The sequence below is a fragment of the Cupriavidus sp. 86D6 genome (assembly GCF_057815095.1).
Map to the genome: position 1 here is coordinate 275,856 of NZ_JBYPSB010000001.1, position 26,482 is coordinate 302,337.

Here is a 26,482-nt window from a genome sequence, read left to right on the forward strand (position 1 = left end):
AACAACTTCTTATTAGTTTGAGATATGAGGCGAGTTTATTACGATTCTCGAACTTTGTTAAACGTTCGCCTGCCCGACTTGCGTCCGCGCCCAGCCTGAAAAGGTGTCGCGGGGACCACCGGAGAAGCAGGCGGCAGTCGAGAAGCCCCCGATGTCCCTTGCCTATACCGTATCCGGTCTGCTGGTAGGCCTCCTGGTCGGTCTGACCGGGGTAGGCGGGGGGTCGCTCATGACGCCGCTGCTGACGCTGCTGTTCGGCTTTTCGCCGGCCACGGCGGTCGGTACCGACCTGGTGTTCGCTTCCATTACCAAGGGTTTCGGCACCATCGCCCACCGCGCCCACGGCCATGTGCAGTGGCAGGTGGTGCGCCGCCTGTGCCTGGGCAGCCTGCCGGCCGCGCTGGCCGCCATCCTGGTGCTCAAGAGCGCCGGTGAGCTCGATGCCCGGTGGCTGCACGCCATCCGCGTGACGATCGGGGTTTCCGTGCTGCTGACCGTGCTGTCCCTGCTGTGCCGCAAGCAGATGCTGGCGTGGCTGGAGCGCAACCCGCGCTTCCAGCTCGAAGGCCGCGCGCAGGCGGTGGCCACGGTGATCGTCGGCGCCGTGCTCGGCGTGCTGGTGACCGTGTCGTCGATTGGCGCGGGTGCCGTAGGCGCCACCCTGATCCTGCTGCTGTATCCCCATATGAAACCGGCCGAAGTGGCTGGTACCGATATCGCCTACGCCGTGCCGCTCACGGCCGTGGCCGGGCTGGGCCACGTGTGGCTTGGCACTGTCGACTGGAATTTGTTGCTGGCGCTGCTGGTGGGGTCGATCCCCGGCATCTGGCTCGGTGCGCAACTGTCGCGGGCACTGCCCGAACGGCTCGTGCGCGCCGCACTGGCTACCACGCTGACGCTGGTGGCCATCAAGCTCGTTTCCTAAGCATTCAACGAATACTGAACGGACCCACACCATGTATCAGTACGATCAATACGACCAGCGCATCGTCCAGGAACGTGTCGCGCAATTCCGCGACCAGGTGCGCCGCCGCCTGTCCGGCGAGCTGACCGAGGAAGAATTCCTGCCGCTGCGCCTGCAGAACGGCCTGTACATGCAGCGTCACGCGTACATGCTGCGCGTGGCCATTCCGTACGGCCTGCTGGCCTCGAAGCAACTGCGCATGCTGGGCCACATCGCCCGCGAGTACGACCGCGGCTATGGCCATTTCTCCACGCGCCAGAACATCCAGTACAACTGGATGGACCTGGAGCGCGTGCCCGACGTGCTGGCAGACCTGGCCAGCGTGGAAATGCACGGCATCCAGACGTCGGGCAACTGCGTGCGCAACATCACCACCGACCAGTTTGCCGGCGTGGCGCCGGACGAATCGGTGGACCCGCGCGTGCTGGCCGAACTGCTGCGCCAGTGGAGCACGTTCCAGCCGGAATTCGCGTTCCTGCCGCGCAAGTTCAAGATCGCGATCTCGGCCAGCCAGGACGACCGCGCCGTGGTGCAGATGCACGACATCGGCATCTATGCGTACAAGAACGCACAGGGCGAAACGCGCCTGCGCATCCTGGCCGGTGGCGGCCTGGGCCGTACGCCGATCCTGGGCACGATCATCAAGGAAGACCTGCCGTGGCAGCACATGCTGACCTACGTGGAGTCGGCCATCCGCGTGTACAACCGCTACGGTCGTCGCGACAACAAGTACAAGGCCCGCATCAAGATCCTGGTGAAGGCCATCGGCGCCGACAAGTTCGCCGCCGAAGTGGAAGAAGAGTGGAAGTTCAGCAAGGACGGTCCGGGCACGCTGACGCAGGCCGAGTTCGACCGCGTCGCGCAGTACTTCGCGCCGCCCGCCTACGAGAAGCTGGCCGACACCGACGCCTCGTTCGAAAAGCACCTGCTGGAGAACAAGGCGTTCTCCCGCTGGGTCAGCCGCAACGTGCGCGCGCACCGCGTGCCGGGCTACGCGTCGGTCACGCTGTCGACCAAGCCGGGCCCCGCATCGCCCCCGGGCGACGCCACGGCCGAGCAGATGGATGCGGTGGCCGACTTTGCCGACCGCTACGGGTTTGGCGAACTGCGCGTGGCGCACGAGCAGAACCTGGTGCTGCCGGACGTCAAGAAGCACGACCTGTTCGCGCTGTGGGAAGAGGCGAAGAAGGCCGGTCTGGCCACGGCCAACATCGGCCTGCTGACCGACATCATCGCCTGCCCGGGCGGCGACTTCTGCTCGCTGGCCAATGCCAAGTCGATTCCGATCGCGCTGGCCATCCAGGAACGCTTCGACGACCTCGACTATGTCCATGACCTGGGCGAAGTCTCGTTGAACATCTCCGGCTGCATCAACGCCTGCGGCCACCACCATGTGGGCAACATCGGCGTGCTCGGCGTCGACAAGGATGGTTCCGAGTGGTACCAGGTGACGCTGGGTGGCGCCCAGGGCAATGAATCGGCGATCGGCAAGGTGATCGGCCCGTCGTTCAGCGCCGAGGAAATGCCCGAGGTGGTGACCCGCATCATCGACACGTTCGTGGCCAACCGTGCCGGCGACGAGCGCTTCATCGAAACGTTTGCCCGTATCGGCATCGCCCCGTTCAAGGAGCGCGTGTACGCCGACAAGCAGCGTGAAGAGCGCGCCGAAGCCTGACGAACGAGAGAGATTAAACATGGCAAAGATCATTCAACTGCAACGCGACGACGCTGGCCAATTCCGTCCCGTGATCGTCGAAGACAACTGGACCGTGCTGCGCGCCACCGAAGCCCAGCCGCTGGACGAGGCGCATGTCGCCGCCGTGGCGCAGGGCACCGACGCCGTGCTGTTCCCGCTGTCGGTGTGGAAGGCCCACGCGGCGCTGCTGGCTGGCCGCGACAAGGCCATCACCGGCGTGTGGCTGGCACCGGAAGACGAACCGGGCGATGCCGAGGCGCTGTTCGACCGCGTGTCGGCCATTGCCGTCGATTTTCCGGTGTTCCGCGATGGCCGCGGCTTCTCGTCGGCCTACCTGCTGCGCACGCGCTACCACTGGGCCGGCCAGCTGCGCGCCGTCGGCGACGTGCTGCGCGACCAGCTGAACTTCATGAAGCGGTGCGGCTTCGACACGTTCGCCGTGCGTGCGGACAAGAACATCGAGGACGCGATCAAGGGCTTTACCGAGTTCACCGTGGCCTACCAGGCATCGGTGGACGAGCCGCTGCCGCTGTTCCGCCGCGCACGTGCAGACGTGACCGACGCCACGGCACGGGGCGCCGCATGAGTTCCGTGATTTCCGAGATCCCCGTGGTCGATGCGTCGGCATCGGCATCGGCCTCGCCGCTGCGCCCCCCAGCGCTGTGGACGAAGCCGGCGTACACGGGTTCGGTCGAGGCGCTGGAGGCCAAGGAGCGCGAGCTGGCCGAGCGCCTGTCGGGCATCGCCGCCCGGTTCTTCCGCGCGCGCTTTGCCACGAGCCTGGCCGCCGAGGACATGGTGCTGACCGACGCAATCCTGCGCGGCGGCGAAGCGGTGCGCGCCGGCATCCGCGTGTTCACGCTGAACACGGGCCGCCTGCACGCCGAGACGCTGGCGGTGCTGGACCAGGTGAAGGACCACTATGGCTACTCGATCGAGCAGTTCACGCCCGACCAGGACGCGGTGGACAACTACCTGCGCAACCACGGCTTGAACGCGTTCTACGACAGCGTGGACCTGCGCAAGAGCTGCTGCGGCATCCGCAAGGTGGAACCGCTGAACCGCGCGCTGTCGCACGCCGATGCCTGGATGACCGGCCAGCGCCGCGAACAGGCCGTGACGCGTGCCGAGCTGCCGTTCGAGGAAATGGACGATGCGCGCGGCATTCCGAAGTTCAATCCGCTGGCGGACTGGACCGAAGCCGAAGTGTGGGCCTACCTGACGCGCCACAACGTGCCGGTCAACGCGCTGCACGCCAAGGGCTACCCCAGCATTGGCTGCGAGCCGTGTACGCGGGCGGTCAAGGCTGGCGAGGATGTGCGCGCGGGCCGGTGGTGGTGGGAGGGCCGCGACTCCAAGGAATGCGGGCTCCACGAACAGAACATCAAGCACTGAACAGAATTAGTAGAGGCCAGAACGACATGGGCATCATGAACGACATCGCAGACGCAGGCGTGGCCGCCAACGTGGAACACCTGCTGCAGGTCCAGAACGACCACCTCGACCGGCTCGAAGCCGAGTCGATCTACATCATCCGCGAGGTGGTGGCCGAATGCCGCAACCCGGCGCTGCTGTTCTCGGGCGGCAAGGATTCGATCGTCATGCTGCACCTGGCGCTGAAGGCCTTCCGTCTGGGCGACCGCAAGGTGGAACTGCCGTTCCCGCTGGTGCATATCGACACCGGCCACAACTATCCGGAAGTGATTGCCTTCCGCGACCAGCGCGTGGCCGAACTGGGCGCGCGCCTGGTGGTGGGCCATGTGGAGGATTCGATCAAGCGCGGCACCGTGCGCCTGCGCAAGGAAACCGACTCGCGCAACGCCGCGCAGGCGGTGACGCTGCTGGAAACCATCGAGGCGCACAAGTTCGACGCGCTGATGGGCGGCGCCCGCCGCGACGAAGAGAAGGCCCGCGCCAAGGAGCGCATCTTCTCGTTCCGCGACGAATTCGGCCAGTGGGACCCGAAGGCCCAGCGCCCGGAACTGTGGAGCCTGTACAACGCCCGCATGGCGCAGGGCGAGCAGATGCGCGTGTTCCCGATCTCGAACTGGACCGAGCTTGACGTGTGGCAATACATCGCCCGCGAAAATCTGGCTCTGCCGCCGATCTACTACGCGCACCAGCGCGAAGTGGTGCGCAAGAACGGCCTGCTGGTGCCCGTCACGCCGATCACGCCGAAGCAGGACGGCGATGTCAGCGAAGTGCTGTCGGTCCGCTTCCGTACCGTGGGCGACATCAGCTGCACCTGTCCGGTGGCCAGCGTTGCGGCATCGCCGGTGGAGATCATCGCCGAGACCGCGGTGACCGAGATCACCGAGCGCGGCGCCACGCGCATGGACGACCAGACGAGCGAAGCGTCGATGGAACGCCGCAAAAAGGAAGGCTATTTCTGACACCGGACGCATATACGGGCACATCGCGTCGTTGCGCGAGTGCTCGTGTACCAATGTACACGTCGCCCTCGCGCGCCTGGCGCTGTATCCCGTCTATGCGCCGGACCAAGCGGCGTGAGGCGAAAGAAAAGGATTTCTCGAATGTCTCACCAATCCCAACACCAAGGCCTGCTGCGTTTCATTACGGCGGGTTCCGTCGATGACGGCAAGAGCACGCTGATCGGCCGCCTGCTGTTCGACAGCAAGGCCGTGCTGTCCGACCAGCTGACCGCGCTGGCCAATGCCAAGAACAAGCGCACCGCCGGGGAGGAAATCGATTTCTCGCTGCTGACCGACGGCCTGGAAGCCGAGCGCGAGCAGGGCATCACGATCGATGTGGCATACCGCTACTTCTCGACCGCGCGCCGCAAGTTCATCATCGCCGATACGCCGGGCCACGAGCAGTACACGCGCAACATGGTCACGGGCGCCTCCACGGCCCACGCCGCCATCGTGCTGGTGGACGCCACGCGCGTCACGGTGACCGACGGCCGTGCCGAACTGCTGGCCCAGACCAAGCGCCATTCGGCGATCCTGAAGCTGCTGGAACTGCAGCACGTGATCGTGGCCGTGAACAAGATGGACCTGGTCGAATACAGCGAGCAGCGTTTCAACGACATCCGCACGGCCTACACCGCGCTGGCCGGGCAGCTCGGCCTGAAGGATGTGACATACGTGCCGGTGTCGGCGCTGCGGGGCGATAACATCGTCCACGCCAGCGACGCCATGCCGTGGTACCAGGGCGAGCCGCTGCTGCCGCTGCTGGAAGCCCTGCCGGTGGAAGACGTGGCCCCCGAGGGCGACGCCGCGCTGCGCTTCCCGGTGCAGCTGGTGGTGCGCCAGGATGGCTCGGCCGCCGACGATTTCCGTGGCTACGCCGGCCGCGTGGAAGCGGGTACGGTGCGCGTGGGCCAGAAGCTGCGCGTGCTGCCGGCCAATCGCGAAGCCGTGGTGGCCGAGGTGCTGACGCCGAATGGCTCGGCCGACGCCGCCAACGCCGGCGACACGGTGACCGTGCGCCTGTCGGAGGACGTGGATGTATCGCGCGGTGACATGTTCGTCGCCGCCGACGCCACGGCCGCGTCGGCCAAAAAGCTGACGGCGGACCTGTGCTGGTTCGACGACGAATCGCTGAATCCGTCGCGCAAGTACGTGCTCAAGCACACCACGGCCAGCGTGTTCGCCCGCGTGTCGACGGTGGATCGCGTGCTGGACGTGCACACGCTGTCGCACGAGACCGGCCGCCACGAGATCAACCTGAACGACATCGGTTCGGTGCAGATCTCGCTGCAGAAGCCGATCGTCTGCGACACCTACGGCGACAACCCCGCGACGGGGGCATTCGTGCTGATCGACGAAGCCACCAACCATACGGTGGCGGCGGGCATGATCCGTGCGTTTGCCTGATATCGTCCACGCTGGACAGATCGGATAACGGTGGCAGAGATGAACGCACAGAAGGCAGCGTCGACCGGCAAGGTGTACCTGATTGGTGCAGGCCCCGGTGCGGCAGACCTCATTACGGTGCGGGGTGCACGGCTGCTGGGCGAGGCCCAGGTCGTGCTGCACGACGCGCTGGTGTCGCCCGAGATGCTGGCCTGGTGTCCCCAGGCCGAGCTGATCGAGGTGGGCAAGCGATGCGGCCAGCGGTCGACCGCGCAATTGTTCATCAACCGCCAGATTGTCGATCTGGCCACCAAGTACGAGCGGGTGGTGCGCCTCAAGGGCGGCGATCCGATGCTGTTCGGCCGTGCCGACGAGGAACTGCAGGCGCTGGAAGCGGCCGGCATCGCATATGAGGTGGTGCCCGGCATTACCGCTGCCCTGGCGGCCGCCAGCGCCATTGCCCGGCCGCTGACCAAGCGTGGCGTGTCGCGCAGCGTGGCGTTTGCCACGCAGGCCAAGGCGGCCGATGCCGTGGACGTCGAGGCTGACGTCAAGGCCGATACCATCGTCTATTACATGGGCCGCGACCAGGCCGCCAATATCGCCGCGCAACTGATGGCGCGCGGCAAGCCGGCATCCACGCCCGCCTGGGTGGTGGAGGCCGCAACCACGCCCAATCAGCGCAGCCGGCAATTCACGCTGCGCCAGATGGCGGCGGGCGAGGCGGCGCGCTGGATGGACCCGGTGCAGCCCAGCCTGCTGATGATTGGCGAGGCATTGGGCACCCGCGCAACCGAGCATGTCGAAGCACACGCAAAGGGCGAGCGGGCGGCGTGATCCGGTAGCCTGTGGAAATGCGAAAAGGCCAGAGTGTGAGCTCTGGCCTTTTCGCATTTTGAACCGCTGGCCCTCTCCCTAACCCTCTCCCGCAAGCGGGAGAGGGGACCGGCTCACGACAGCTCAAAGGCTTCCGGTCTGCTCCCCTCGCCGACAGCGGGAGAGGGGCCGCGCTTGCAGCCGTTCAAACACTGCCGGTTTGCTCCCCTCGCCCGCTTGCGGGAGAGGGGCTGGGGGAGAGGGCCAGCGCGCAATATGCCGCGATGGCATCCAGCACCCCATCCACCTCGCCCACGGCCGTGGCGGCCTGAATCGTCACCCCCGGATACTTCGCCCGGCATTCGTCGATCAGCACCGGAAAATCGCGCCGCAGATGGCCACCCTGGCCAAAGAAGACCGGCACCACCGTGATCGCATTGACGCCAGTTCCGGCCAGCTCATCGATGGCTTCCGCCAGCGACGGCGCCATCAGTTCCAGAAAGGCCAGCCGGACCGCACAACCGGGCAGCAACGCCACGAGCTTGCCGTGCAGCCGGTCGAACGGCTCGCGCCAGCGGGCGTCGCGCGCACCGTGGCCGAACAGGACGATGGCGGGTTTCGATGCAGCCATCGTCAGTGCCGATCCACCCAGCGCAGCGATGTCAGCGCGATGGTCAGGTACAGCGTGCCCGGCACCAGCGCCGAGACGATCGGCGGCCACGTGTGCAGCAGGCCCACGTGCGAGAACAGCGTATTGGCCAGGTGGAACGACAGGCCCAGCATGATGCCGCCGAACACCTTCACGCCCACCGCGCCGGCCCGCGCGTGCAGGTAGGCGAACGGCAGCGCCAGCGCCACCATCACGAACAGCGTCAGCGGATAGACCACCTTCTTCCAGAACGCGATCTCGTATCGCTGCGTGTCCTGCTTGTTGTCGCGCAGGTGGCGGATATAGCGGAACAGGTCCAGCGTCGACATCCGCTCCGGCGTGACCAGCAGCACCGACAGGATCTGCGGGGTCAATTCGGAGTGCATCACCATGTTCGGGAACAGTGCCTGCTCGGCGCGGAAATCGGGCGCCAGTGCGTCGCGCTTGGCGGCGGGCTGGCCGGCCTGGGCCGGTCGGGCCGGCTGGGCGGCCTGGCCTGCCGGAAGATCGCGCAGTTCGGCAAAACGGGTCTCGTTGACGTCGTTGAGCTGCCATTGCTGACCGCCCTGGTACCGGCCTTCCTTGGCCACGCGTATCACGCGCAGGCGGTAGTTACTGTCGAACTCGTAGATCGTGATGCCGTTGATGGTCTGATCCGCCTTCAGGCCCTGGACATTGACAAAACGGGTGATCTCACCGCCACCCGCCGCGTCGCGATCGCGGTCCTTTACCCAGACCCCCGACCGGAAGCCCGACGACACCGTGGCGCCAATCGCCTCCAGCTTGATCTTCTGCGCGTACTGCTCGGCGGCCGGGCCGATGAATTCGCCGAACACGAAGGTGACCACCGCCAGCGGCACGGCCAGCTTGAACAGCGAGAACAGCGCCTGGCGCGTGTTCAGGCCGGCCACGCGGAAGATCGTGTACTCGGACTGGCTGGCCAGCTGCGAGAACACATAGATGGCGCTGATCAGCACCGCGATCGGCAGCACCTCGTAGATCCGCGTCGGCGCTTGCAGCATGACGTGGAAGAACGCCACCATCGACGTGTATTTGCCCTGCACGCTCTCCAGTTCGCTGAGCATGTCGAAGAAGATGAACAGCGCCAGCACCGCAAACAGGATGAACGAGAAGACCCCGTAGATCAGTCGCGCGAAATAACGCTCATAGACGGCCAGGATTCTCATGCCTCGCCCCCGCCGCGCTTGTCGTTCGCCTTGCCGAGCCGGTGCAGGCCGAACACCGCCCGCCAGCCACCCAGGCTGCGGTTTGCACGGTAGCGGAACATCAGCAGCGCGCAAAGGAACACGAAGACGTGGATCGGAACCAGCGCTGTCCAGAACGAGAGCGACCCCGAGCGCACCCAGGCCTGGGCCAGGTTGATCATGTTGCTGTACGTCAGGTAGATCAGCACGGCGAACACCAGCGGCGTATAGCGACCCAGGCGCGGGTTCACATAGGCCAGCGGGATGGCGATCATCACGAAGTTGAAGGCCAGGATCGGCAGCGACACGCGCCACAGCAGTTCGCCGAGGTTTTCACGCGTGGGATTGCGCAGCAGGTCGATCGTGTCCCGGCTCTTGGCCGGCTGGTCGGCTTCGGTCTCGGGCGGCTTGTTGTCGACCCTGACGGCGTATTTATCGAATTCGATGATCCGATAGTTAAGCTGGCCCGGGATGCCGGCGTAGCGGCGGCCATGCTCCATGACCACCAGGCGGTCACCGTTGGGCTGGGTTTCGAACTGGCCCTGGTGCGACAGCGCCACCCCGATCTTGCCAGCCTCCGAATTTGCAACAAAAACGTTACGGGCGTGCTTCATGTCGGCGTCGATGCCCTCGATGAACAGCACGTAGTTGCCGTTGGCGGGCTCGATGAAGCGCCCGGAGGCGATCATCGACAGCACGCCGCGCTGCTGGAAGCGGTCGCGGAACAGCGCGCTCTGCTGGTTGGCCCACGGCCAGGCGAAGGTGCCCAGCAGCAGCGCCATGATGAAGAACGGCGTGGCGAACTGCAGCACCGGCTTGACCAGGTCGCGCAGCGAAATGCCGGCCGAGAACCACACCACCATCTCGGAGTCCTTGTACCAGCGCGTCAGGACGATCAGGGTCGAGATGAACAGCGTGGCCGACAGCAGGATCGACAGGTAGCCAATGGTGGCCAGGCCGATCAGCATCAGCACGTCGTTGGGGCTGGCCTTGCCGTTGGCGGCCATGCCCAGGATGCGGATCACGAGCGACGTCAGCATGAACGTCAGCATCACCAGGAACACCGCACCGGCGGTGTAGGCGAGCTCGCGTCGCAGGGCTTGTTGAAAAATCATGCGTGAATCGCTTCCGGCTTCCGGCCGGCGCGGGCGATATGCCGGGGGCCGAGGGACTGGCAGGACCGCGGGCTGTCAGCTTGCAGGATCGGCGGCGGCAGATCGCGGATGAAAATCGCGGATAATGGGGGCTTTCTTTTCGACGAGCCCCTGGAAGGAAGCGCGATGGAATTTAGCACAAAAGCCCTGGATCTGAGCAAAGCCGGCCAAAATGGTTTCCTGGCCACCAAGACCGACTGCCTGGTGGTAGGCCTGTTCGAGGGCCAGAATCTTGCCGGTGTGGGCAAGGCACTGGACGTGGCCACCAAGGGGCTGGTGGCGCGGCTGGTCAAGCAGGGCGATTTCGAAGGCAAGCGCGGCAGCCATCTGATGCTGCACGAAGTGGCCGGCATCGGCGCCGCCCGCGTGCTGCTGGTGGGCCTGGGCAAGGAAGCCGAATTTTCCGACAAGGCTTTTGCCGAGGCCGTGCGCACGGCCATGCGTGCGCTGGGCGGCACGCGCGCCGCATCGGCACTGTGGTGCCTGGCTCAGCAGGTGCCGCAGCAGCGCGACGTCGCCTGGGCCGTGATCACCACGATCAGCATCGTGCGCGAAGCCGGCTATCGCCTGCTGGAGCGCCACCCCGAACTCAAGCGCGCGGCCAAGGGCGCCGGCGCGGCCGACAAGCCCACGCTGCGCAAGATCGTGCTGGCCGTGGACGCGGCCGACGCCAAGGCGGCCACCCAGGCCGTGGTGCGCGGCACGGCCATTGCCAACGGCATGGAACTGACCCGCGACCTCGGCAACCTGCCGTCGAACATCTGCACGCCGACCTACCTGGCCAACACCGCCCGCGGCATCGCCAAGAAGCACAAGCTCAAGGTGGAAATCCTGGGCCGCAAGCAGATCGAGGCGCTGAACATGGGCGCCTTCCTGGCCGTGACCAAGGGCAGCGTGGAGCCGCCGCAGTTCATCGTGCTGCGCTATGACGGCGCCAGCGCCAAGGCCGCGCCGGTGGTGCTGGTCGGCAAGGGCATCACGTTCGACACCGGCGGCATCTCGCTGAAGCCGGGCGAGGGCATGGACGAAATGAAGTACGACATGTGCGGCGCCGCGTCGGTGCTGGGCACCATCCAGGCCGTGGCCGAGATGGGCCTGAAGCTGAACGTGATCGCCGTGGTGCCCACCTGCGAGAACATGCCGGCCGGCAACGCCACCAAGCCGGGCGACGTGGTGGTCAGCATGTCGGGCCAGACCATCGAGATCCTGAACACGGACGCCGAAGGCCGCCTGATCCTGTGCGACGCGCTGACCTATGTGGAGCGTTTCAAGCCGGCCGCCGTGGTGGACGTGGCCACGCTGACCGGCGCCTGCATCATTGCGCTCGGCCATGTGAACAGCGGCCTGTACGCGCGCAGCGACGTGCTGGCCGACCAGCTGCTGAACGCCGGCCGCAAGGCCATGGACACCGCCTGGCGCCTGCCGCTGGACGATGACTACCAGGACCAGCTCAAGTCGAACTTTGCCGACATGGCCAATATCGGCGGCCGCCCGGCCGGCAGCGTCACGGCGGCGTGCTTCCTGGCGCGTTACACCGAGAAGTACGACTGGGCCCACCTGGATATTGCCGGCACCGCCTGGAAGAGCGGCGCGGCCAAGGGGGCGACGGGCCGTCCGGTGCCGCTGCTGACGCAGTTCCTGATGGACCGTGCCGGGTAACCGGCCAATCGAAGGCAGCACAGGATGACGCGCATCGACTTCCACAGCAACGTGCCGGATACGCTGGCCTACGTCTGCCGCCTGGTCCGCAAGGCCTATGGGGCAGGGCAGAAGGTGGTGGTGTTCGGCGCCCCGCAGCAGCTGGCGCAGCTTGACGCGCGGCTGTGGTCGTTCTCGCCGCTCGACTTCCTGCCGCATTGCGGGCTGGACAGCCCCAATGCGGCGGTGACGCCGATCATCCTGGCCGCCACGCTGGATCAAGTGCCGCACCACCAGCTGCTGGTCAATATCGCGCCGGAAGCCCCGGCGCAGTTCGCCAGCTTCGAGCGAATGATCGAGGTGGTGGGCGCCACCCCCGACGCCCGCGACGCCGGCCGCGATCGCTATCGTTTCTATCGTGAACGCGGGTATCCGCTCACGCACCATGACATCGGGCAGGCCAAAGGAGAATCGGCATGAGCGAACGCACGACATCGCGGGTGATTCCGCGGCTGGGGCCCAATGACAGCGTGCCGCTGCTGACCGAAATCGTCGAATTGCCAGACGCGGCGTTCGAGGCGCCCACGCAGCCGCTGGATCAGCCGGCGGCGCAGCCCATGGCCGCACGGCCCGGCGCAACGGTCATCGATACCGCCGACATGCCAGAGTCGGGCGTGGTCACGGCAGTCGGCGACACCGATTCGCTGGCCGACGCCGCCACGGCCGCGGACACGCAGCCGCCGATGGTGGACGCCGCGGCCTTCCTGCCCGGCGAGGACGACCTGCGCGCCGTGCGCACCGAACTGCTGACGCGCGTGATGATGCGCTTCCGGACCGAATGGCCGCAGGTGGTGGAAGCCCATACCGAGGCCACGCTGCAGTCGCGCCTGGCGCCGCTGACGGCCCAGTTGGCCAGCGAACTGACGCAGGCGCTGGAGGCCCGCCTGGTGGAATGGCTCGACGCCACGCTGGAAGAGATCGAACGGGACCCGGGCGGGATGTAGATGGTTTTCTCCCCTCTCCCATTAGAGATCTAACGGGGCGGGGATGTGGCCGGTTTTCTCCCCTCTCCCGCCGTGCGGGAGAGGGGAGCGGGTCAGCGGTATTTCAACCTCAGTCCGTCACCGCGCCCTTGCTGGCCGTCGATGCCAGTTTCGAGAACTTCGCCAGCACCCCGCGGGTATAGCGGGGCGCCGGCTGCTTCCAGGCGGCACGCCGCCTGGCCAGTTCGTCGTCCGGCACGTTCAGCTGCAACACCAGCTGGTGTGCGTCGATCGTGATCGAATCGCCTTCCTGCACCAGCGCGATGGTGCCGCCGACGTAGGCTTCCGGTGCCACGTGGCCGACCACCATGCCCCATGTGCCGCCCGAAAAGCGGCCGTCGGTAATAAAGCCCACCGATTCACCCAGCCCCTTGCCGATGATGGCCGAAGTGGGCGCCAGCATTTCCGGCATGCCCGGGCCGCCCTTGGGGCCCAGGTAGCGCAACACAAGGACATCGCCGGCATTGATCTTGTCGCCCAGGATGGCCTCCATCGCGCTCTGTTCGTCCTCGAACACGCGTGCCGGGCCGGTGATGACCGGATTCTTGAGCCCGGTGATCTTGGCCACGGCGCCTTCCTCGGCCAGGTTGCCCTTCAGGATGGCCAGGTGGCCCTGCTTGTAGAGCGCGCGATCGAGCGGCATGATCACGTCCTGGTCGGCGCGCGGGTGGTCGGGTACGTGCTCCAGTTCCTCGGCCAGCGTGCGGCCCGTGATGGTCAGGCAGTCGCCATGCAGCAACCCCGCGTTCAGCAGGATTTTCATGACCTGCGGAATGCCGCCGGCGCGATGCAGGTCGGTGGCCACGTAGTCGCCCGACGGCTTCAGGTTGCAGATCACCGGCACGCGGCGGCGGATGCGCTCGAAATCGTCGATGGTCCATTCCACTTCGGCCGAATGGGCGATGGCCAGGTAGTGCAGCACGGCGTTGGTGGACCCGCCGGTGGCCATGATCAGCGTGACGGCGTTTTCGATGGACTTGCGCGTGATGATGTCGCGCGGCTTGATGTCCTTCTTGACCGCCTCCACCAGCACACGGGCCGATTCGGCGGCGCTGTCGACCTTTTCCTGGTCCGGGTTGGCCATGGTGGACGAATACAGCAGCGACATGCCCAGCGCCTCGAACGACGAACTCATCGTGTTGGCCGTGTACATCCCGCCGCACGAGCCGGTGCTCGGGCAGGCGTTCTTTTCCACGCCCTCGAAGTCTTCCTGGCTCATGCGGCCGGCCGTGAACTCGCCCACGGCCTCGAACGACGACACGATGGTCAGGTCCTTGCCCTTCCAGTTGCCCGGCCTGATGGTGCCGCCGTACACATAGATGCCCGGCACGTTGGTGCGCGCCAGCGCGATCATGCCGCCCGGCATGTTCTTGTCGCAGCCGCCGATCACGACCACGCCGTCCATCCACTGGCCCTGCGCCGCGGTCTCGATGCAGTCAGCGATCACTTCGCGGGAGATCAGCGAATACTTCATGCCTTCGGTGCCCATCGACATGCCGTCCGAGATGGTCGGCGTGCCGAAGATCTGCGGATTCGCGCCCGACGCGCGCACGGCTTCCACGGCGGCATCGGCCAGCCGCTGCAGGCCGGCATTGCACGGGGTAATCGTCGAATGGCCATTGGCGATGCCCACCATCGGCTTGTCGAAGTCTTCCTTCTTGTAGCCGAGCGCGTAGTACATCGAGCGGTTGGGGGAGCGCGCCACGCCTTGCGTGATGTGCTGGGAGCGTTTGTTGAAGGCCATGAAGTCTCTCCGGGGGATGCCGGGCCGCGCTCGATACGCCGCTGCGCCGGCCGTGTTTTTGGTGTGGTGCCGGCAAGCATGCGCTTGGCGTTTTAGCGTGTCAAATATATTATTCGAGCGTTATTAGGTCGAAAAATATATCAATCGGAAAGGACGGCGCCGGTGGATCTACGCCAGTTGCGTTACTTCGTCACAGTGGCCGAAGAGTTGCATTTCGGGCGGGCGGCCCGTCGCCTGGCCATGACCCAGCCGCCGCTGTCTCAACAGATCCAGGCACTGGAGGAAGAGATTGGCGTGCAATTGTTCGTGCGCACGCGGCGATCGGTGATGCTGACGCCGGCGGGCCAGCAATGGCTGCCCGAGGTGCGGCGCGTGCTGGCCGACGCCGGGGCGCTGCCGGGGCTCGCCCAGCGGCTGGCGCGCGGCGAGGTGGGGTCGCTGGCGCTGGCCTTTGTCAGCACGGCCGATTACGGCATCCTGCCTGACCTGCTGCGGCATTTCCGCGCGCAACACCCGGACGTGCAGCTGCAACTGCGCGAAGCCACCAGCGATGTCCAGTTCGAGGCCCTGGCCGAAGGCACGATCGACGCCGGGCTGGTCATCCGCCCGCAACTGCCCGTGATGCCGCATGGCCTGTCCTACCTCCCGCTGGTGCGCGAGCCGCTGGTGCTGGCCGTGCCCGATGGATGGCGGCCCGCCGGGCGCGCCACAGTGCCGCAGGCAGTGGCGTTGCGCGATGCCGCGCGCGAGCCGCTGGTTATCTTCCCGCGCCGAAGTGCGCCAGCGTTTTATGACATCATTACGGGCTACTATGCGCGCGACGGCCTGACGCCGGTGATTGCCCAGGAGGCCATCCAGATGCAGACGATCGTGAGCCTGGTGTCGGCCGGCATGGGCGTGGCGCTGGTGCCCGCGTCGCTGCGCAACCTGCGGCGCACGGGCGTGTCCTACCTGACCTTGCTCGACGCCGGCCCGGAGATCGAGACCGGCCTGGCCTGGCGCGAGGGCGCGGCCGGGGTGGCGCCGGTGCTGCGGTCGTTCATCGACATCGCCACCGGGCTGGCCGGCGCCATCGGGCTGACGCATGACCATGGCATAACGACATAGAACAACGCGCAGCACGCCGCGCGCTCCAAACTTACCGCTACTCTCCCGCTACTCCATGCTCGTTCATCCGCAATTCGATCCGGTTGCCATCCACCTGGGGCCGCTGGCCATCCGCTGGTACGGACTCATGTACCTGGCCGGCTTCATCATGTTCCTGTGGTTCGGCCGGCTGCGTATCAAGCAGCCCCATGTCGCGGCACGCGGCTGGGTGGCGCGCGATCTCGACGACATGCTGTTCTACGGCGTACTCGGCGTGATCCTGGGCGGCCGCCTCGGCTATGTGCTGTTCTACAAGCCGAGCTACTACCTGACCCACCCGCTGGAGATCTTCAAGGTATGGGAAGGCGGCATGGCCTTCCACGGCGGATTCCTGGGCGTGCTGGTGGCGATGTGGGTGTTTGCCAAGGTGCGGCGCCGCCACTGGATGGAAGTGACCGACTTCATCGCGCCGCTGATCCCGTGCGGGCTGGCCGCCGGCCGTATCGGCAATTTCATCAACGGCGAACTGTGGGGGCGTGCCACCGATCTGCCCTGGGGCATGATCTTTCCGCAGGCCGGCGACAACATTCCGCGTCATCCGTCGCAGCTGTACCAGTTTGCCGGCGAAGGCGTGGCGCTGTTCATCATCCTGTGGCTGTTCGCGCGCAAGCCCCGGCCGATGGGTGCGGTGTCGGGCGTGTTCCTGATCGGCTATGGCGCGTTCCGCTTCCTGGCCGAGTTCACGCGCGAGCCGGACAGCTTCCTGGGCCTGCTGGCGCTGAAGCTGTCGATGGGCCAGTGGCTGAGCCTGCCGATGATCGTGGTCGGCGTGCTGATGGTGGTGTGGGCGTATCGCCGCCAGGCCAACGGCGCGGCGGCCGGGGCGGCGCGTTAGGCTGGCTGTCTCCCTGGTCGTGCTCTCCTCTCCCGCACGCGGGAGAGGGGCCGGGGGAGAGGGCCCGGCGGTTCAAAATCCGCAGGATCGGCAAGCAGAACCTCAATGCCCTCACCCCCAGCCCCTCTCCCGCAAGGCGGGAGAGGGGAGCACAAAACTACCGCGCGTTCCGGATCGCATCCATCCGTTCTCTGGTCAGCGGATGCGTCGAGAAAAATCCCGCCTCCTCATCGTCCCCGGCTTCCTTGCCGCCCCGCTTGCCTGGCTTGCCGCGCCCACCGTGGGCGTCTTCGAGCTGCTGTAGCGCGTCGGCCAGTGCCGACGGCGGCAGCCGGTTTTCCCGCAGGACTTCCACCGCAAACGCATCGGCCTCGCGCTCGTGATCGCGCGAGTAGCGCATGGCCAGCATCGCCGTGGGCACCGTGGCCAGCAGCGACGACACGTCGCCCAGGAAGTACGCGGTCAATGCGCCAACCGCCGACGCCTGGAACACCTGCTGCAGCCCGTGGCGTTGCGTGACGTGGCCGGCCTCGTGCGCCAGCACGCCCATCATGGCCGGGCCGGTGCCCAGCAGCTTCACCAGTTCGTCGGTCACGACGATGGTGCCGCCGGGCAGGGCCAGTGCATTGGCGCCGATGCCACCGCCGTGGCGGAACAGGATCTGGTAGTCGTGGCCGGGATCGGCCGGCCGGCGCAGCGCCGCGAAGTTGTCGCGGATGCGTTGCTGGTCGGCGGCCGGCAGTGTGCTCGGCTTGACGATGCCCCCGTCCAGGCTGTCCAGCGTGGTGCGGCCCAGTTGCGCTTCGAGCGATGCCGGTATCGTGCGTGCAACCAGAACCGCGGTCCACGGCAGCAGGTAGAAGTACGAGACCGCCACGAACAGCACCAGCCCCAGCATCGACAGCCCGACCAGGCGCCAGCTGTTCTGCGCGCGCGACACCCAGCCTTCCCGATGGCCGGTGGCGGCCAGCATGGCGTCAAAGCCGGCGTGGTCGGTGATCTCGCAGTAGGCCCCGTCGGCGAACGTCACCAGACGCGGGCCGCGCCGGATGCGTTCGGAGACGCGCAACGATGCCAGCGGCGCGCGGCGCAGTTCGTCGCCGCCGGCATCCTGCAGCACGGCGTGGCCGTCCCGGACGTGCAGCACGACCGGGTGCGCGCGCGACGTACGGCCATCGAAGTATTGCGCGGCAATCATGGTGGCCCGCTCCTTCGCTTACAGCGCGATGTCGATGTCGTACCAGTCCGCCGCGGCATCGCCCAGCGCGCCGACGTGCTGCTTTTCGCCGACCACGAAAGCGTCGAGCGCGCCCACGGCGACCATCGTCATCGATTCGACGCGATAGCGCGCCGACCGCACGCGCGCGAACGGGTAGAACAGCCCCAGCGTCAGCGCCGTGAGGATCAGGTTCGTGAGCGAGATCAGAAACAGGCTGCGGGCCTTGACGTCGCTGCGGAAGTGGTGGGGCGCCAGGGTGGTGTGATTCCACACCGCATTCTGCAGCCTGGCCTGGAAGAACGGGGCGATCAGCAGGAAACCCGCATACATCGCCAGCGCCATCAGCATGACCACGAAGACAAAGCCCGCCTTGCCGCCCGCCGCGGCTGCCAGCGCACCTCCGGCGAGGCCGCCCGCCACCAGGCACAGCAGCACCACACCGGCCGTGACCAGGTAGACGCGGTAAAAATCACCGGCCGTGCCGTCGAAGGCGAATTGCGCGGTCCCGAAGCGCGTGTTGTTGTGCTGATAGCGTTTGAGGCGCTGGTGGGCCATCGGCGCCAGCAGCCACAGCGTCAGGCCGCTCAGCAGCGGCCACAGCAGAAAGACCGTATAGCCGTCGCGGTCGGTGCCCGTGAACGCGAAGCGCAGGCCACGATAGCTGGAATTGGCCATGCGGAAGCGCAGCGACCGCACCAGCAGCAGCGGAAATACCACAGCCAGCGCCAGCGCCAGCACCGCGCCCAGCGGCGGCGAGAATTCGAGGACCAGCTGATACACCGCAAACAGGCCGAAGACGATGCCACGTCCCTTGAGGATCGCCTTGGCATTGCCGTGGTAGTCGAAGGTGGCCCCGTCCAGTTGCGTGCTGCGGTAGAAATATTGCTGCGTGCGCACCTTGGCCCATGCGGAATAAATGCCCAGCGTGACAATGGTCAGCAGCGTGTTGACGATCCAGATCCGGAAATACTCGGACCCCGACCCGGTAAATGCAAATTTCAGGTGGCGTGGCACCTGGCTGTCCGGCGCGACGACGTCGGCCTTCAGGCCGTTTTGATCTTCCCAGTTCATTGAATCGACCTCTCCAGTTGTGACGGGGCGCTTTTTTGCGGCTGGCGCCTGTTTCAGGTTTGCAACCAGTTGGCACGCGGCTTTGGTGCGCGTTACCACACATTCTCGCACTCACGTGTACCGCTGCGGTCACAAATGCTTGGGGCGGCTCGCGTTGGCTACGAGGGCGAGGGTAACTGGGTCGTAACGACGAAGAAACATCCTGTTACATCGTCAGCCGACTGTCACAAGTCGTGTTTCGTCCTCCCCAATGAAATCAACGACTTAGGGCTGGTGGCACGGTCCTCGCTATGCAGCCTGTTACAAGATCGCTCGGGACACGCCATGTACGGCCCCGACACGGCCCGAAGGGGGAGGGTGCGCACGACCATGCGCCGGCGCCGTGGCAACGACAAAAAGCCAAACGGGAAAAGGCACGGGAACCATCCGCACTCGACGACGAGTGCTTTAACGGGGTAGGCGCGGGGCCAGCGCCGGCAAATGAATCTGACCCGCAAGCGTCCGGCATATCTCGCGCCCGGCGCCCAAGTCGAAGACCCAAGCGGTTCTTTCATGCGCGGGCAATCTTCCTGCAGGGAGGCAGGAGGATTGCCCGCAGCACCTCTCGCTTTCCCCGAGTTCCCGATCCGCCACGCTTGCTGCCCCGCAGCATCGAAACCGCTTGCGGCCGCCGCCACAATCCATAATTATGAATTATTGCGGCGTAATCGCCTCTCGCGACGCCGCATCGGCATGGCATGTTCCCGTGTGGTTTCCCCCCTCATCGCGAACGCAGGGAGAAGGCATGATGCGAATCGTCAGGCAGGCGCTGTACCTGGAGGTGGCAGACCGGCTGCGCGCGATGATCGACGATCGCACGCTGGTGCCCGGTGCCTGGATTGACGAGGTGGCGCTGGCGGCGTCGCTGGGCACGTCGCGCACGCCGCTGCGCGAGGCACTGAAGGTGCTGGCCGCCGAAGGGCTGGTCCGGCTCGAGCCACGGCGTGGCTGCTTCGTCAACGCGCTGACCGAGCAGGACCTGGACGACATCTTCCCGCTGATGGCGCTGCTGGAAGGGCGTTGCGCCTACGAGGCCGCGCGTAATGCCACGCAGGCCGATCTTGCCGCGCTCGAAGGCCTGCACGCCGACCTGGCGCGCTACGCGCAGGCTGGCGATATCGATGCCTACTACGAAACCAACTACCAGATCCATGAAGCGATCCAGCGGCTGGCGGGCAATCGCTGGCTGTCGGGCGTGGTCAGCGACCTGCGCAAGGTGCTGCGCCTGTCGCGCCACAAGAGCCTGCGGCTGCCGGGGCGCATTCACGAGTCGTGTGCCGAACACCTGTCGGTGTTCTCCGCATTGAAGGCCCACGACCCCGAAGGGGCCGAGGCGTTGATGAAGACCCACGTGTTGCGTCAGCGCGGCGCATTGCGCATGCTCGACGCGGCCGAGCCCACCCCTGCAGCCGCCGCCCCGCCGGCCGCGCCGCTGCGCCTGGCCGGGCAGGGCTGACGTCCGACCGACCCGGCTTGCCCATCCTCCACCGACCTCGCAGGACACGACCATGACTGCCCTCGATCCCGCCGACCCACTGAAAGTCAGTGCTCCGCTCGATGCCAGCGAGCCCGTCAGCGACTCGCTGTTCTCGCGCTTTGGGCGCTGGTGGAACCGCAAGGACGACGCGCCCAGGCCCGCCGCGACGGACGCGCCGGACCCGGCGCAGCACACGCTGTCCACGCGCGCCGTCAAACGCCAGCGCGAACAGCTGCGCCAGTGCTTCGAGGCGCGCCTGACCGACGGCGCTGCCAATGCCGCCGCCTTGGCCTGGCAGGATGAATACCAGGCGGCGGCCGAGCCGCTGCGCCAGGCCATGCTCGGCGTGCTGGCCGACGTGGCGGCCGGGCGCGATACGCCGGGCGGCGCGTCCGGCAGCGGGCCGGCCGGCGCATCGGCGGGCGCGGCTTCGGGGCTGTCGCAGGCCCTGTCGAATGCGCGCATCCGCTTCTTCAAGCGCTTTGCCGCGCATCACGGCAAGCGCGGCGACAGCGCCTGCGGCCTGCACTTCCTGATCCAGTTGCGTTCGGACATGTTGCGCTGGCAGAAGCGCATTCCCGGCCTGCGGGCGCTGGACGAAGACCTGGAGGCACTGTTCTCGAACTGGTTCGACGTGGGCCTGCTCGAACTGCAGCCGATCACCTGGGATTCGCCGGCGTCGCTGCTCGAAAAGCTGATCCGCTACGAAGCCGTCCACGAAATCTCGTCGTGGAACGACCTGCGCAACCGGCTCGACTCGGATCGCCGCTGCTATGCGTTCTTCCATCCGCGCATTCCGCGCGAGCCGCTGATCTTCGTGGAAGTGGCATTCGTGCCCGAGATGGCCGCCAATGTCCAGACGCTGCTGGACGAGGCCGCGCCGCTGGAAGACCTGCGCCGCGTGAAATGGGCCATCTTCTATTCGATCTCGAACACGCAGACGGGCCTGCGCGGCGTCAGCTTCGGCAACTTCCTGCTCAAGCGCGTGATCGAGGAACTGCAGCGCGAATTCCCGAAGCTCAAGCAGTTCGCCACGCTGTCGCCGATTCCGGGCTTTGCCGACTGGCTGCGCAAGCAGGACGGCGAGTCGGTTGCACGCATCCTGGGTGACAAGCGGGTGTCGCGCTGGCGCGAACGGCATGGCGAGGCGCCGGCCGATGGCGCCGCCTGGTTTGCCGCGCTGCCGGCCGACGCGCAGGACACTGTCATCCGCGATACGGCGCTGGCGCTGGTGGCGCACTACCTGGTGCGCCAGGGCGGCAAGGGCGTGCCGGTCGATCCGGTGGCGCGTTTCCACCTGGGTAACGGGGCATGTGTCGAGCGCGTGAACTGGGGCGCCGACCTGTCGCGAAAAGGCCGCGCACAGTCATGCGGGGTGATGGTGAATTATCTTTACGTGCCCGAGGCGCTGGATGACAATCTGGCTCGCCTTGGCGATGGCAACCCCCGCGTCAGCCGCGCGGTGGCCAAGCTACTGTAGGCCTCGGGTCGGGCGCGGACGCCAGGCAGGTTTCTTGTCGGGTGGGTGGCAGTAGGCAGTACTTCGATTGACTTTCCACGCAGTGAGTAGAGAGAGGAGACAGTACATGAGTCGTCAGCGCAAACTGACCGCGTTCGCACGCGTCTTTGCAATCGCCGGCCTGGTGGCCGGCACCGGGGCCAGCCTCCATGCGCCGGCCGCGCAGGCCGCGGACCCCTGGCCGAACAAGCCCGTTACCGTGATCGTGCCGTTCCCGGCCGGCGGCGGCACCGACGCGTTCGCGCGGCCGTTGACCGCGCAGCTTTCCAAGCAGCTGGGCAAGCAGTTCGTGATCGACAACCGCGGCGGCGCCGGCGGCACGGTGGGCGCCAGCCTGGCAGCCAAGGCCGCGCCGGACGGCTACACGGTCTTCATCGGCGGCGCGCACCACGCCATCGCGCCGTCGTTCTACAAGAAGCTCGACTACGACATCGAGAAGGATTTCGTGCCGATCACGGTGATCGCGCAGCCGCCGCAGGTGATCGTGGTGAATCCGTCGAAGGTGCAGGCCAACACGTTGAAGGACCTGATCGCCTATGCCAAGGCGCATCCGGGCCAGCTCAACTACGCATCGGCCGGTAACGGCTCGGCGCACCATCTGGCCGGCGAGCTGTTCAAGCTGCAGACCCAGACCGATCTGGCGCATGTGCCGTACAAGGGCGCCGGCCCGGCGCTGTCCGACCTGATCGCCGGCCAGGTGGACCTGATGTTCGACGGCCTCGGCTCATCGGCGCAACATATTCGCGCCGGCCGTATCAAGGCCCTCGCCGTGGCGTCGAAGACGCGCTCGGCGGCGTTCCCGAACGTGCCGACGGCGGCCGAGGCCGGCGTGCCGAACTACGAGGTGTCCACCTGGTACGCGCTGTGGGCGCCCAAGGGCACGCCGAAGGAGATCGTCGACAAGCTCTACGCCGAAACCACCAAGGCGCTGAACAGCCCCGAAATGAAGGCCATCTGGCTGCAGAACGGTTCGGACATCCCGCAGTTCACGCAGGAACAGTTCGCGCAGTTCCAGCGCGCCGAGATCAAGCGATGGGCCGAGGTGGTGCAGCGTTCGGGCGCCAAGATCGACTGATGGGCGGCAATGTCACGTTCGCCCGCGATGGCCAGGTGGTCACCGTCACGCTGTCGCATCCGGGCAAGCTCAACGCGATATCGGCCGGCATGTGGCAGGCGCTGGCCACGGGGTTTGACGCGCTGGCGGCCGAGGTGGCAAGCGCGGCCGACCCGGCCGCGCGTCCGCCGCGCTGCGTGGTCGTGCGCGGCGCCGACGGCAACTTCGCCGCCGGGGCCGACATCGCCGAATTTCCGGTGGTGCGGGGCGACGCGGCCGCGGTGCGCCGCTATCACACGGCCATCATCGCGCCGGCGTTGCGGGCCATCGCCGAATGTCCATTGCCGACGCTGGCGGCCATCGAAGGCGTCTGCGTGGGCGGCGGGCTGGAAATCGCGTGCAACTGTGACCTGCGCGTCGCTGCGGCGGGCAGCCGCTTCGGCGTGCCGATCAACCGGCTGGGGTTTCCGATGGCGCCCGGCGAACTGCAGGGCCTGCTGGCCCTGGCAGGGCGCGCGGTGACGCTGGAAATCCTGCTGGAAGGCCGCGTGTTCGATGCCGCCGAGGCGGCCGCCAAGGGGCTGCTGACGCGCGTGGTGCCCGAGGCGGCCCTGCACGACGAGGTGGCCGCCACGGTGCAGCGTCTCTGCGCCGGGGCGCCGCTGGCCGCGCGCATCAACAAGGCAACCATCCGCCGACTGTCGCCGGCGCCGGCGCCGCTGACCGCCGCGGAACTGGACGCCCACTTCGCCTATGCCGGCAGCCGCGACCACGCCGAGGGCGTGGCCGCCTTCCTGGCGCACCGGCCTCCGGATTTCACCGGGGAGTAATATGTCGGCCGGCCGGCTATCATGGCCGGCTGCCCCAGCGCATTCGCCTGCCGTCCCCGGGCATGCCATTCCCTTTTGCTCAGTACCATGAACGCCAACCTGTTCGCCCTGTTCGAATCCCGTTTTCCTGCCGACCGCAGCGCCTGCTGCATCGAAACGCATGACGGCCTGTACTACACGTGGGACGACCTGGACCGCGCCACGGCCAAGCTTGCCAACCTGCTGACCGCCCTGAAGCTGCCGGCCGGCGCGCGCGTGGCCGTGCAGGTGGAAAAGTCGCCGGAGGCGCTGTTCCTGTACCTGGCCACGCTGCGGGCCGGCTATGTGTACCTGCCGCTGAACACCGCGTACCAGGAAGCCGAAATCGATTATTTCGTCGGCAATGCCGAGCCGGCGGTGGTGGTTTGCAGCAGCACCAACTTCGGCTGGGTGTCGAAGGTGGCGTTTGCGCACAACACGGCGCACGTGTTCACGCTGGACGACAACCGTACCGGATCGCTGCTGCAGCGCGCGGCGGCACAGCCGGACACGTTCGAGACCGTGCAGCGCGCGGACGACGATCTGGCGGCCATCCTGTACACGTCGGGCACCACCGGCCGCAGCAAGGGCGCGATGCTGACGCATCGCAACCTGGCCTCGAATGCGCTGACGCTGAACGAATACTGGGGCTGGCGCAGCGACGACGTGCTGCTGCATATGCTGCCGATCTTCCACGTCCACGGGCTGTTCGTGGCGTCGCACGGCGCGCTGCTGGCCGGCGCCAAGATGATCTGGGCGCCCAAACTGGACATGGGCCAGATCCTGAAATTCATCCCGCGCTGCACGGTGATGATGGGTGTGCCGACCTACTACGTGCGCATGGTGCAGGAGTCGCGTTTCGACAAGGATCTCTGCAAGAACATGCGCCTGTTCGTGTCGGGTTCGGCGCCGCTGCTGCTGGAAACGTTCGACGCCTTCCGTGAGCGTACCGGCCATACCATCCTGGAACGCTACGGCATGAGCGAAACCGTGATGCTGGTCTCGAACCCGTACGACACCGCGCTCGGTGAACGTATCGGCGGCACCGTGGGGATGCCGCTGCCGGGCGTCTCGGTGCGCGTGATGGACGGCGAGGGCAACCTGTGCCCGCCGGGCGTGATCGGCAATGTTCAGGTTCAGGGCCCCAACGTGTTCAAGGGCTACTGGCGCATGCCGGAAAAGACCGCCGAGGAATTCACCGCCGATGGCTGGTTCAAGACCGGCGACGTGGGCCGCTTCGGGGGTGCCATCGTCAGCCAGGCTGGCGAGCGCAAGGTGCCGGACAACTACCTGACCATCGTCGGCCGCAGCAAGGATCTGATCATCTCGGGCGGCTACAACGTCTACCCGAAGGAAATCGAGAGCTTTATCGACGAGATGCCCGGCGTGGTGGAATCGGCCGTGATCGGCGTGCCCCATGCCGATTTTGGCGAGGCCGTGGTGGCCGTGGTGGTGCGCAAGCCCGGCGCCGATATCGACGAGGCCGGCATGATCGGCACGCTCAAGGGCCGCATCGCCAACTTCAAGGTGCCCAAGCGCGTGCACGTGGTGGACGAACTGCCACGCAACACGATGGGCAAGGTGCAGAAGAACGTGCTGCGCCAGCAGTTCGCGGCGCTGTAATCCGAAGCCATCCGAGAAAAAGCCCCGCCCCATGAAATGGAGCGGGGCTTTTTCTTGTTTCCTTGTTCCTTGTTGCGTTGTCTCTTACTTCACCATCTGCACCGACCCGTTGACCGACACGGTCACCTGGGTCTTGCCGCCTTCCACCGGAATCGGCGCGCCGGCATCGGCCGACATGGCCTTGGCCGCGTACATGCGCGGCACCGGCGGCATCACGCCGCCGGATTCATTGACCGAGACTTCGCGGATCGTGAAGCTGCTGAAGCCAAACAGCTTGGTCGTGGCCTGCGCCTTGTCGCGGAATGCCGCCACGGCTTGGTCGGCCAGCTTCTGCTCGGCGGCGCGGCGGGCCTCGCGCGACAGCGAGAAGCCGACGTTCTGCACCTGCATCTGGTTGGCCAGCTCGCCAGCCAGCTTCGACACGGCGGCGAAGTCCTTGGACTTGAGAATGATCTCCGAACGGCCGCGCCACGTGCTGATCTTGCCGTTGCGGTCGGTATTCGGATGAATCGTGAAGCCGCCCGATTGCGCTTCCACGCCCGACACGCGCTTGGCTTGCGTCAGTGCCGCCTGAGTTCGCGACGACAGCGCGTTCGAAATGGCGGAAGGCTCGGGGCCTTCCTGCTCGGTGGCCAGGACCAGCGTGACCACGTCGGTCGGCACTTCGGTCACGGCTTCGGCGGACAACGACAGCACGCCCGAAGGCTGCGGCACGGCAACGGTCTGGGCCGAGGCCACGGCGGCGGCAGTGCCCAGCAGCGAGGCGACCAGCAATTTCTTCATATTGTTCTCCGATCAATGTGATGGCTATCAGATGCGAAGCCTCGCATTTCGTTCCATGCGGGCTCCTGCATGAAAGCTCTAACGGCCGGTCGGCCGGATCGGGGTTAAGGCGGGCAAAAAAAATGCGGCGCGGCCAGAAGA

The 26,482-nt window shown here is 66.5% G+C and carries 24 protein-coding genes; 17 read left to right on the forward strand and 7 right to left on the reverse strand.

Going from position 1 to position 26,482, the window contains the following annotated elements; all coding sequences use genetic code 11:
• Positions 1 to 151 precede the first annotated feature (151 nt).
• The 7 genes from AC3G88_RS01275 (at position 152) to cobA (ending at position 7,315) form a co-directional block, all read left to right on the forward strand.
• Entirely contained in the window at positions 152 to 925 is a 774-nt protein-coding gene (locus AC3G88_RS01275) for a sulfite exporter TauE/SafE family protein (protein ID WP_488893006.1), read from the forward strand.
• A 31-nt stretch (positions 926 to 956) separates the two neighbouring features.
• Positions 957 to 2,639 carry a nitrite/sulfite reductase gene (locus tag AC3G88_RS01280; RefSeq protein ID WP_488893007.1) on the forward strand — a complete coding sequence of 561 codons (1,683 nt, stop codon included), beginning with the start codon at positions 957 to 959 and terminating at the stop codon, positions 2,637 to 2,639.
• Positions 2,640 to 2,658: 19 nt separating this feature from the next.
• On the forward strand, positions 2,659 to 3,246 hold the full coding sequence (locus tag AC3G88_RS01285; protein ID WP_153947380.1) for a DUF934 domain-containing protein: 588 nt from the start codon (positions 2,659 to 2,661) through the stop codon (positions 3,244 to 3,246).
• Positions 3,243 to 4,055, forward strand: a complete 813-nt coding sequence (locus AC3G88_RS01290) for a phosphoadenylyl-sulfate reductase (protein WP_488770715.1) — start codon at positions 3,243 to 3,245, stop codon at positions 4,053 to 4,055. The genes AC3G88_RS01285 and AC3G88_RS01290 overlap by 4 nt, the downstream gene beginning before the upstream one ends.
• Before the next feature lie 26 nt (positions 4,056 to 4,081).
• On the forward strand, positions 4,082 to 5,053 hold the full coding sequence (cysD, locus tag AC3G88_RS01295; protein ID WP_092601686.1) for a sulfate adenylyltransferase subunit CysD: 972 nt from the start codon (positions 4,082 to 4,084) through the stop codon (positions 5,051 to 5,053).
• A 141-nt stretch (positions 5,054 to 5,194) separates the two neighbouring features.
• Positions 5,195 to 6,499, forward strand: a complete 1,305-nt coding sequence (locus AC3G88_RS01300) for a sulfate adenylyltransferase subunit 1 (RefSeq protein WP_488770714.1) — start codon at positions 5,195 to 5,197, stop codon at positions 6,497 to 6,499.
• Positions 6,500 to 6,538: 39 nt separating this feature from the next.
• Positions 6,539 to 7,315, forward strand: coding sequence for a uroporphyrinogen-III C-methyltransferase (cobA, locus tag AC3G88_RS01305; protein WP_488893008.1), 777 nt, complete (start codon positions 6,539 to 6,541; stop codon positions 7,313 to 7,315).
• Positions 7,316 to 7,499: 184 nt separating this feature from the next.
• Here cobA and AC3G88_RS01310 read toward each other — a convergent pair whose 3' ends face one another.
• The 3 genes from AC3G88_RS01310 to lptF are packed head-to-tail and all read right to left on the reverse strand — an operon-like array spanning position 7,500 to position 10,263.
• Positions 7,500 to 7,925, reverse strand: coding sequence for a sirohydrochlorin chelatase (locus AC3G88_RS01310; RefSeq protein ID WP_488770712.1), 426 nt, complete (start codon positions 7,923 to 7,925; stop codon positions 7,500 to 7,502).
• Between the two features lie 2 nt (positions 7,926 to 7,927).
• Positions 7,928 to 9,130: an LPS export ABC transporter permease LptG gene (lptG, locus tag AC3G88_RS01315; protein WP_400395013.1), complete on the reverse strand. Its 1,203-nt coding sequence runs from the start codon at positions 9,128 to 9,130 to the stop codon at positions 7,928 to 7,930.
• Complete coding sequence (gene lptF, locus AC3G88_RS01320; protein ID WP_488893009.1) at positions 9,127 to 10,263, reverse strand: LPS export ABC transporter permease LptF; 1,137 nt, start codon at positions 10,261 to 10,263, stop codon at positions 9,127 to 9,129. Before lptF ends, lptG begins: the two co-directional genes overlap by 4 nt.
• Positions 10,264 to 10,428: 165 nt before the next feature.
• On the opposite strand from lptF, the gene AC3G88_RS01325 reads away from it, so the two are divergent.
• Genes AC3G88_RS01325 through AC3G88_RS01335 form a run of 3 tightly spaced genes read left to right on the forward strand, consistent with a single transcriptional unit; the run spans position 10,429 to position 12,944 of the window.
• The gene (locus AC3G88_RS01325) at positions 10,429 to 11,961 is read left to right on the forward strand and encodes a leucyl aminopeptidase (protein WP_488770710.1); all 1,533 of its coding nucleotides are present in this window, start codon (positions 10,429 to 10,431) and stop codon (positions 11,959 to 11,961) included.
• Between the two features lie 24 nt (positions 11,962 to 11,985).
• Positions 11,986 to 12,420 carry a DNA polymerase III subunit chi gene (locus AC3G88_RS01330; RefSeq protein WP_153947388.1) on the forward strand — a complete coding sequence of 145 codons (435 nt, stop codon included), beginning with the start codon at positions 11,986 to 11,988 and terminating at the stop codon, positions 12,418 to 12,420.
• Positions 12,417 to 12,944 carry a hypothetical protein gene (locus AC3G88_RS01335; protein ID WP_488893010.1) on the forward strand — a complete coding sequence of 176 codons (528 nt, stop codon included), beginning with the start codon at positions 12,417 to 12,419 and terminating at the stop codon, positions 12,942 to 12,944. The genes AC3G88_RS01330 and AC3G88_RS01335 overlap by 4 nt, the downstream gene beginning before the upstream one ends.
• A 109-nt stretch (positions 12,945 to 13,053) precedes the next feature.
• Here the strand turns inward: AC3G88_RS01335 and ilvD are convergent, their stop codons facing one another.
• The gene (ilvD, locus tag AC3G88_RS01340) at positions 13,054 to 14,727 is read right to left on the reverse strand and encodes a dihydroxy-acid dehydratase (RefSeq protein ID WP_488893011.1); all 1,674 of its coding nucleotides are present in this window, start codon (positions 14,725 to 14,727) and stop codon (positions 13,054 to 13,056) included.
• Between the two features lie 162 nt (positions 14,728 to 14,889).
• Between ilvD and AC3G88_RS01345 the strand changes: the two genes are divergently transcribed.
• Positions 14,890 to 15,834 carry a LysR family transcriptional regulator gene (locus AC3G88_RS01345; protein WP_488893012.1) on the forward strand — a complete coding sequence of 315 codons (945 nt, stop codon included), beginning with the start codon at positions 14,890 to 14,892 and terminating at the stop codon, positions 15,832 to 15,834.
• Positions 15,835 to 15,889: 55 nt separating this feature from the next.
• On the forward strand, positions 15,890 to 16,708 hold the full coding sequence (gene lgt, locus AC3G88_RS01350; RefSeq protein ID WP_488893013.1) for a prolipoprotein diacylglyceryl transferase: 819 nt from the start codon (positions 15,890 to 15,892) through the stop codon (positions 16,706 to 16,708).
• Positions 16,709 to 16,865: 157 nt separating this feature from the next.
• On the opposite strand, the gene AC3G88_RS01355 is transcribed toward lgt, so the two are convergent.
• Both AC3G88_RS01355 and AC3G88_RS01360 read right to left on the reverse strand, forming a co-directional pair.
• Positions 16,866 to 17,906: a M48 family metallopeptidase gene (locus tag AC3G88_RS01355; RefSeq protein ID WP_488893014.1), complete on the reverse strand. Its 1,041-nt coding sequence runs from the start codon at positions 17,904 to 17,906 to the stop codon at positions 16,866 to 16,868.
• An 18-nt stretch (positions 17,907 to 17,924) separates the two neighbouring features.
• Entirely contained in the window at positions 17,925 to 18,998 is a 1,074-nt protein-coding gene (locus AC3G88_RS01360) for a YjgN family protein (protein WP_488893015.1), read from the reverse strand.
• A 787-nt stretch (positions 18,999 to 19,785) separates the two neighbouring features.
• Here AC3G88_RS01360 and AC3G88_RS01365 point away from each other — a divergent pair.
• The 5 genes from AC3G88_RS01365 (at position 19,786) to AC3G88_RS01385 (ending at position 25,558) form a co-directional block, all read left to right on the forward strand.
• Positions 19,786 to 20,493 carry a GntR family transcriptional regulator gene (locus tag AC3G88_RS01365; protein WP_488770785.1) on the forward strand — a complete coding sequence of 236 codons (708 nt, stop codon included), beginning with the start codon at positions 19,786 to 19,788 and terminating at the stop codon, positions 20,491 to 20,493.
• Between the two features lie 52 nt (positions 20,494 to 20,545).
• Positions 20,546 to 21,994: a malonyl-CoA decarboxylase domain-containing protein gene (locus AC3G88_RS01370; RefSeq protein WP_488893016.1), complete on the forward strand. Its 1,449-nt coding sequence runs from the start codon at positions 20,546 to 20,548 to the stop codon at positions 21,992 to 21,994.
• A 106-nt stretch (positions 21,995 to 22,100) separates the two neighbouring features.
• Entirely contained in the window at positions 22,101 to 23,108 is a 1,008-nt protein-coding gene (locus AC3G88_RS01375) for a Bug family tripartite tricarboxylate transporter substrate binding protein (RefSeq protein WP_153947396.1), read from the forward strand.
• Positions 23,108 to 23,917, forward strand: a complete 810-nt coding sequence (locus tag AC3G88_RS01380; protein ID WP_488893017.1) for an enoyl-CoA hydratase/isomerase family protein — start codon at positions 23,108 to 23,110, stop codon at positions 23,915 to 23,917. Before AC3G88_RS01375 ends, AC3G88_RS01380 begins: the two co-directional genes overlap by 1 nt.
• Positions 23,918 to 24,004: 87 nt before the next feature.
• Positions 24,005 to 25,558 carry a malonate--CoA ligase gene (locus AC3G88_RS01385; protein WP_488893018.1) on the forward strand — a complete coding sequence of 518 codons (1,554 nt, stop codon included), beginning with the start codon at positions 24,005 to 24,007 and terminating at the stop codon, positions 25,556 to 25,558.
• A gap of 84 nt (positions 25,559 to 25,642) precedes the next feature.
• Here AC3G88_RS01385 and AC3G88_RS01390 read toward each other — a convergent pair whose 3' ends face one another.
• Complete coding sequence (locus AC3G88_RS01390; RefSeq protein ID WP_488893019.1) at positions 25,643 to 26,341, reverse strand: SIMPL domain-containing protein; 699 nt, start codon at positions 26,339 to 26,341, stop codon at positions 25,643 to 25,645.
• Between the last annotated feature and the right edge of the window lie 141 nt (positions 26,342 to 26,482).